The sequence below is a fragment of the Faucicola sp. SE7633 genome (assembly GCF_059264685.1).
On the sequence record NZ_JCADBW010000026.1, the window covers coordinates 22,666 to 29,119 of the forward strand.

The window sequence follows — 6,454 nt, forward strand, 5'->3', positions numbered from 1 at the left end:
TTTGCGTTTGGTTTATCGACTTAGAGCAAACCAAACAAGCGTTTGCGTTTTTTGCTTGGTTGTTGGGGGTTAAACAATTCTGCCAAATTGCGCGGCTCTTGACGCTTGATGCCGTTGAGCTCGTGGCGCAGTTTTGCGGTGGCTTCATACGCGCGTAGGCGTGAGTGTTGCAAGTTGCCAACGGGGCGGTTTTCTTCTGGGCAACGAAACGGCGTGAATGATAAGTTTTCCATGATGTCAAAGTGGCCATCATCGGGAATTTTTTGTTGTGGGATACGCAATTTTGCCACGGTGACAAACGGTGCGTCTTTTTCTTTCCATTCGTCGGTGATTTCGTTGATGGGTTGGTCTTCAAGGTTGCGGCACAGCTGGATTTGAACATCGTATTCAAAATCGTGCTTGCGAATTTCATCCAAAATTGATAGGCGGATGGCCTCGTCATGTAAATCGCGATTGATTTTGCGCGATAAAATCTTGCGCACCGATGCTTTGGTGGGTTTGACACGGATTTTTGCCATATAATCGCCGTGACGCACTGCCCCCATCGAAAAATAGCTATACAACAGGGCGTTTTGTGGCTTGATGCTGGTAAAGCCGTTAAATGCTTTGAGGGTCTTGAGCGATTGCTTGGTGGGTAGTCGATGGCCGCCACGGGTCGCCCATACCGCCGACACTCGAGCTTTACCAATCAATTCACCGTGCTGCATGTAGTCGGTGATGTTACGAAAAATCGTTGAAATGTATTCATAGTCTTCAATGCGGTTGCAGAAGAACACAGGGTGGTTGATGAGGTTGAAGTCCATGTTGGGGCTGTCTTCTTCACCGGGGGCAAGTTTTTTGCCGGGAATATCAAACACCTTGATAGCAAGCCCCAAGGCAAGACCCAAGTTTCGATCAACGTCCACGCGTGACAAACCATTTGAGTAGCGAATCACTGCCTCATGCTTACCGGGCGTGGCATACACACCTTGTGCGTAGGCCTCAGGTAGGTTGGGCAAAATGGTGAATTCAGCTTGCAAAGCACAGTAGCCTTTGGCGTGGGCATCGCGTGTGTGGTAGTCAATGTCGCTGATTTTTGGGCTTTTACGGACAAAATCTTGAATATTGGCCACGATACGATCGACGGTTTTTTCGTCTTCAGGCGTGAGCATGTCAAAGCTTGGGTCAAACTTGACGTATTCGACTTTTTTTTGACCAAATGGCAGACGGCGCAGTGGCGCAGGTACGGGTAAGTGGGGTAATTTGGGTAACATGTTATATCCTTAAAAATTTTTTAAAATCAAGTGTTTAAAAATCATCAAGGCGTGCGTGGGAGAGTCAGCACACGCCCGATTGTAGCACGTTTGGCTTAGCCTTGGGCAGGCAATTCGCTAATCCACTTGAGCGCCGATAGGCTAGGGATAAACAGATATTCACCACCTTGCACGGTATTAAACTGGAAAATACCTGTGTGGCGTTTGCGGATTGGGTCGGCAGGCTCGGTGAAGGTGTCGCCGTCGTCGTTTTTATCACCGTGGTGCACGCCAAGCAGTGGGTCGCGCTCCTCGCCAAGGTTCATAAAATTGCCGTCATTGATCCATTGGCCTTGCAAAAACTCCAGCGTATCCATGGCGTGCGCGTTGATACCGATAAAGAACAAGCCGCGTTCTTTGCCGTCATCCTCGGTGACATTGGGCGGTACGATATCACCGTATGACACGCTGCGGCGGATGATACGGTGCAGGCGCACATCGGCTAGGATAAAGTCTTTGGTCTTGCGTGGGTTCATGCGGCGGGCGTGTGCGCCAAACGGACAGCCTTTGCCGTAGTCATCGTCGCTGTAGTCAAAGTCGTTGTTACGCGCTTCATCCTCGCCCAACGCCTTATCGTCGTGGTCACGGGCAACGCTTATCGACGCGCCTGACCGCCAGCGCCCAAACATTTTTGCCGCCAATTTTTCTGCTTCTTCGGGGCTGTCGGTTTGCTCAAGGCAGTATTTGTTGAAGTCGGCTACATGGCTGTGGTATTTACGCAGCACCATGAATGAGCCGTTTTTACCCAACACCTCAGGCTGAGGCATGGGAGGAATAACCCCTGATTCGCCTTTGTAGCCCATGACAAACTCGCCTGAGGCAATCGGCAAGTCGGTGTCGTTGTGTTTTTTGACGCCACTGCCTGCGACATTTGGGTTGCCGATACCGTCGCGAAAGCCAAACACATTTTTTACCGCCTCATCCACGCCAAAATCGTGGTCTAGCAAGACCTCGATCGCGCCTTGTTCGGGTTGATCATGGTTGATGTAGTCGCTTAAAAAGGATTTAACCTCTTGTAGCTTGGCCTGCCAAGTTGATTTGTCATCGGTGATGATGGCGGCGCACACATGGATTTCACCTGTGCCAAATGGTTTTTGCCAGTTTTCAGGCGCGTTTTGTCCCACGTCGTGCAGTTGTTTGGCGCTTGCTGCCATGCCTTGTTTGAAGTTTTCGGGGAAGCTATCAAGTGAATCTTGTGGCACACCAAGTTTTTTTAGGCCTTCATAGGTCATGACAACGGTTAGGTTAGCCGCCATGCGCTCATCAAACTCTTGGCTGCTGCTGACGTATGGCAGCAATTTGGCAATCAGCTCACGCCCTTTGGCAGCGTCATGCACCTTGATAGCAACCACTGTGCCGTAATAGGGTATCGGGCGGTCACGCAAAATAATGGCTTGAATGTCATCCAATTCCATACCAACAAGGGTACTTTGCGCCACGGTTTTGGCCTTGCCAAGCTCGTTGATGGTGTCGCTAACTTTGCCCCGTAGGCTTTGTGTGGCTTCTTCAAGGCCTTCTTTGATTTTATCAATAATGCCGCCGTGTTCGTGGCTGTTTGCTCGGCTGCTAACGGTTGAATCGTTGGTGATTTGCTTATCAGACGCTTGGCTGTTGGCTGCGTCATTATCGTTGTGGGTGCTCATGGGGCTATCCTCAGGTGTTATGTGGGTCAGCATGCTATTAAATTAAGCATAAACGATGGGCGGATACAGATACCTTGCCCATCGCTGACAAATCTTATTTAAAATGCTTTAAACCATTTAAACTTGCTTTAACTTATTGGCAGTTGATGAACGGACAAAAACTGCCAAGCTTTGTTTGGTGAATTTAAAGCGTGTGCCGAGTTGATTATTGTGCTTCGTCAAGGGCTTTATTGATACCTTGCACGATTTTGTCATTACGGCGGATATCGCGTACTGTCAAGTGCGGCACACCAACAAACCAGCCTAATGCGGTGTATTGATGATCAAGGATATACTGCTTGACCTCTGGGCTACGGATGCCTGGCCAGCCTTCCACCACATCAAAGATAATATCCATCATATCGGGGATTTTGGTCGCAAAGTCATTGATATACGCGTCCCAATCGCCATCATAGGCCGTGCAAAATAGCAAGCGTGTGTCGTTGTCAATCAACACAAAGCGCATGTCGTGGAGCGTACCAACCACGGTTGCACCTGCCAAGTCACCTTTGGTGATTTCTAAAATACGACGCAGACGCTCAGCGCCGCCTTCTTTGAGCTTACCAATCACGGTCAGTTCGGACACTTTGCCCGAGCGCAAGCCTTTTTTGCCTGCCGATGTCATGCTGTGGTCGTAGCCGTCTGAGCCGCCTTCTTTGACCTGTGCGACCATCAATTGACGTATCAAGTCTAAGTCTTCAAGTTTGTATTTAAATTTACTGGCTAAAGATTCATTTGATTTGTCAGTGCTTGAGGATTGCGCTTGGTCTTGTGCTTGGTTGTCAGTTGGGTTGTTTGCTTCGTTTGTCATAGGTTTTGCCCTTATCATGCCTAAAAAATTGTTGTGCCAATAAGTGAAATTTTTATTAAATCTAACATCCCATCATAAAAAATGGGTTAATAATCATCGTCCTTATGGCAAGCCATTGACTTGGCTCAAATCTAGTGTATGCCTTTGCACAGCATGAAAGCAAGTATAATCCTTGCCTATATTGTGGTGTTGGGTAAGCAAATATACGTGTTTTGTAAAATCAAACATTTTTGGCAAAAGAGTAAATTTTAGTTGATTATTTGGCGCACATTGATCGGCTAAATGCTTGAAAAAACAGTCGATTTTTGTTTTATCTTAAATGAAGCTTAAGCTGTCCCTAAAGGGTATGGCGCAAATTTGGCACAAAAAAAGACGGTCTTTGATAGTACCGTTTTTTAAAATTGCTTTGGTAGGGTTAAACAGGCAATTTAGTTTGTCTTATTGCGACGTAAATGATTGCTTCGCCGCGCTTTAAGGGGTTTTTGTTGTTGGCGTTCTTGCCGACGCTTGGCGATACCGTATAGCCCTGTGCCTTGCCGCGGACGCAAGCCAACTGAATTTGCCAATCGGTCAATCTCGCTGCGGTCAAGCTCCAGATAACGCCCCGTGCGCAGCTCGCGCGGTAGGCTGACTGTGCCATAACGGGTGCGCAGCAGACGGCTGACTTTAAGCCCTTGTGATTCAAACAAACGGCGTACCTCACGGTTGCGCCCTTCTTTAAGCTGCACTTGATACCACTTGTTGATACCGTCGCCGCCTTTTTCGGTTAAGCTATCAAACTGTGCCATGCCGTCTTCAAGCTCAACACCTGTGGTTAGGTTGCGCGCGATTTCGGGGGTGACCTCGCCCAACACACGCACCGCGTATTCACGCTCGATTTGGTTGGATGGATGCATCAGACGGTGCGCCAGTTCGCCATCGTTGGTAAACAGTAGCAGACCTGTTGAATTGATATCTAGCCGCCCAACCATCACCCAGCGGTCATGGGTCAAAGGTGGCAAACGCTCAAACACGGTGGGGCGACCTTCGGGGTCATGCGCTGAGCAGATTTCGCCCTCGGGCTTGTAGTACATCAGCACGCGGCGGCGTTTTTCTCGCTCCGCGCTATAGCGCAAGAGTCGCCCATCTACGCGGATGTCATCACCTGCTTTGACGCGGTCGCCAATATTGGCGATTTGTCCGTTTACGCTGACGCGTCCTTCGCGGATGACCGCTTCCATTTGACGGCGTGAGCCCAAGCCGAGTCGCGCCAATGCCTTGTGCAATTTTTCGTCCGTCATGGCAAGCTCCTGTCATCTGCGGCGTGTGCCCAAGCAGCAAAAATTGCGCTGTAACGCCCATCAAGCCGCGTATTTTAAGCCAAAAACGGGCAAAAGGCTAGCTAAAAAATGGCTGAGCGCGCGGCAGATGTGACGCATTGGCGATGGTTGGTTAGCTGGCGGTTTGGGGTGGACGGGTGGTGTCGCCAAATGCTGCTAACGGCAACAGCGGCGGCAAGTCATCAAGGCTTGTCAGCCCAAATGCCGCCAAAAACTCAGGCGTGGTGTGCAGCAGGGCAGGCCGACCCAAGGTGTCTTTGTGCCCACGTTCAACAATCCAGCCCTTATCAAACAACTGGCGCAAAATCGTGCTGGATACCGTCACACCGCGCACCTGCTCGATGTCACCACGGGTGACGGGCTGACGATAGGCGATGACGCTCAACGTTTCAAGCAAGGCTTGACTCAGCGTTTCGCGGCGTTCGGGAAACGCGCGGCGAATCAACGGGCTAAATTCATTGGCGATTTGTAGCCGATAGCCTGTGGCGGTGTGGGCGAGCGTCAATGCGCCTTGCGACAAGCGTTGTTGTAACACAGTCAGCGCCCTGTCAAGCTCACTTTGGCCAATGTGCAAAAATTGGCACAGCTGCTTGGCTGTCAAGGCGGTTTCAGACGCGTGTAAAATCGCCTCGATGGCTTTACTCTGCTGTTGGGCGGTTTGGTGTTGTTGGTTAAAGTCGTTCATGGGTGTGATTAAAATTGGTCGTTGGGTCAATGTGCGGTATCACATCAACTTGGGTAATCTGGATCATCGCTAAGCCGTCTTTGACCCTCAGCCAGTCGCCTTTTGGCTAAGTTTAAAATAATTGAAACCTTTGCACGAACAAATGCACAAAAGTTTGTAAAAATGATATAATACAGTAAAATCAACCAGATAGCAAAAGACACGAATATGGCATGGAAACAAACAGGGCAACTGTCCCTAGCAGACAGTCTCATTAACGCTCACAAAGCCATCGAAGAACTCGATGAACTACATAACCTAATCAACTGGCAAACTATCGAACACACTCTACGCCACGTCCATAGCAGTGAACGTGGCGAAAGTGCCTTTCACCCAGTCATCATGTTTAAAATCTTGTTACTACAAAAACTCTATAACCTATCTGACCCAGCCATGGAAAAACAGCTAGCACGAGACTTACTATTTCGTCGCTTTGTTGGATTATCACTTACCGATAACGTACCCGACCACAGCACCATCTGGCGATACCACAAACACCTAGGTGAACTTGGACTCATTGAACCCTTATTCAACCAAATCAATGAGCAACTAGCCGAGCAAAATATCATCATCAAAGCAGGCAGTGTTAGCATCATTGATGCCAGTATCGTTGAAGCCAAAAACAA

General features: G+C 49.1%; 6 protein-coding genes. 1 reads left to right on the plus strand and 5 read right to left on the minus strand.

Translation table 11 applies throughout. From position 1 onward, the window contains the following. Nucleotides 1–20: 20 nt before the first annotated feature. The 5 genes from AC5L4R_RS08980 to scpB form a co-directional block, all read right to left on the minus strand. Entirely contained in the window at nucleotides 21–1,253 is a 1,233-nt protein-coding gene (locus AC5L4R_RS08980; RefSeq protein ID WP_494473608.1) for a catalase family protein, read from the minus strand. A 95-nt stretch (nucleotides 1,254–1,348) separates the two neighbouring features. Continuing rightward, complete coding sequence (locus AC5L4R_RS08985; RefSeq protein WP_494473609.1) at nucleotides 1,349–2,935, minus strand: Dyp-type peroxidase; 1,587 nt, start codon at nucleotides 2,933–2,935, stop codon at nucleotides 1,349–1,351. Between the two features lie 205 nt (nucleotides 2,936–3,140). Beyond that, nucleotides 3,141–3,785 (minus strand): hypothetical protein, encoded by a 645-nt coding sequence (locus tag AC5L4R_RS08990; RefSeq protein WP_494473610.1) that lies wholly within the window; start codon nucleotides 3,783–3,785, stop codon nucleotides 3,141–3,143. A 428-nt stretch (nucleotides 3,786–4,213) separates the two neighbouring features. Then, nucleotides 4,214–5,065 (minus strand): 23S rRNA pseudouridine(2605) synthase RluB, encoded by an 852-nt coding sequence (rluB, locus tag AC5L4R_RS08995; RefSeq protein ID WP_494473611.1) that lies wholly within the window; start codon nucleotides 5,063–5,065, stop codon nucleotides 4,214–4,216. A 151-nt stretch (nucleotides 5,066–5,216) separates the two neighbouring features. Further along, on the minus strand, nucleotides 5,217–5,789 hold the full coding sequence (scpB, locus tag AC5L4R_RS09000; protein WP_494473612.1) for an SMC-Scp complex subunit ScpB: 573 nt from the start codon (nucleotides 5,787–5,789) through the stop codon (nucleotides 5,217–5,219). A gap of 207 nt (nucleotides 5,790–5,996) precedes the next feature. Between scpB and AC5L4R_RS09005 the strand changes: the two genes are divergently transcribed. Further along, the coding region (locus tag AC5L4R_RS09005; protein WP_494473613.1) for a transposase at nucleotides 5,997–6,454 on the plus strand (458 nt) is incomplete at its 3' end.

What these genes read in the sequence shown, in the direction of transcription:
- AC5L4R_RS08980 (WP_494473608.1), bottom strand. Translation starts at nt 1,253, where the DNA reads ATGTTACCCAAATTACCCCACTTACCCGTACCTGCGCCACTGCGCCGT.
- AC5L4R_RS08985 (WP_494473609.1), bottom strand. Translation starts at nt 2,935, where the DNA reads ATGAGCACCCACAACGATAATGACGCAGCCAACAGCCAAGCGTCTGAT.
- AC5L4R_RS08990 (WP_494473610.1), bottom strand. Translation starts at nt 3,785, where the DNA reads ATGACAAACGAAGCAAACAACCCAACTGACAACCAAGCACAAGACCAA.
- rluB (WP_494473611.1), bottom strand. Translation starts at nt 5,065, where the DNA reads ATGACGGACGAAAAATTGCACAAGGCATTGGCGCGACTCGGCTTGGGC.
- scpB (WP_494473612.1), bottom strand. Translation starts at nt 5,789, where the DNA reads ATGAACGACTTTAACCAACAACACCAAACCGCCCAACAGCAGAGTAAA.